Source organism: Streptomyces sp. NRRL F-5122, assembly GCF_001507435.1.
Taxonomy (GTDB): domain Bacteria; phylum Actinomycetota; class Actinomycetes; order Streptomycetales; family Streptomycetaceae; genus Streptomyces; species Streptomyces lannensis.
In genome coordinates, this window is sequence record NZ_LMWH01000197.1 from 1 (window position 1) to 296 (window position 296).

Annotated in this window: 1 protein-coding gene; it reads left to right on the top strand. The window is 70.9% G+C overall.

The features are described from left to right. A partial coding sequence (locus ADL25_RS19790; RefSeq protein ID WP_199839183.1) for a transposase occupies positions 1–296 on the top strand: 296 nt, incomplete at both ends.

A 296-nucleotide genomic window follows, 5' to 3' on the forward strand; every position in this document is an offset into this window, starting at 1 on the left:
CGCACCGCCTGCGGCATCCCGGACGATGTCGGGCATGTGGAGAAGTGGCAGCTGGCCCTGGACATGCTCGATGAGACCCGCTCTTGGGGCATCGAGGTGCCGCTTGCCATCGCGGACGCCGGATACGGCGACGCCGCCGCGTTCCGGCACGGAGTGCAGGCCCGCGGCATGAACTACGTGGTGGGCATCTCCACCACGCTGTCGGCCCAGCCCGCCGAGGCGGTGCCGGTGGCCGAGCCGTACTCCGGGACCGGACGCCCACCGGTGGCGAAGTATCCCGACAAGCCGCGGTCAGT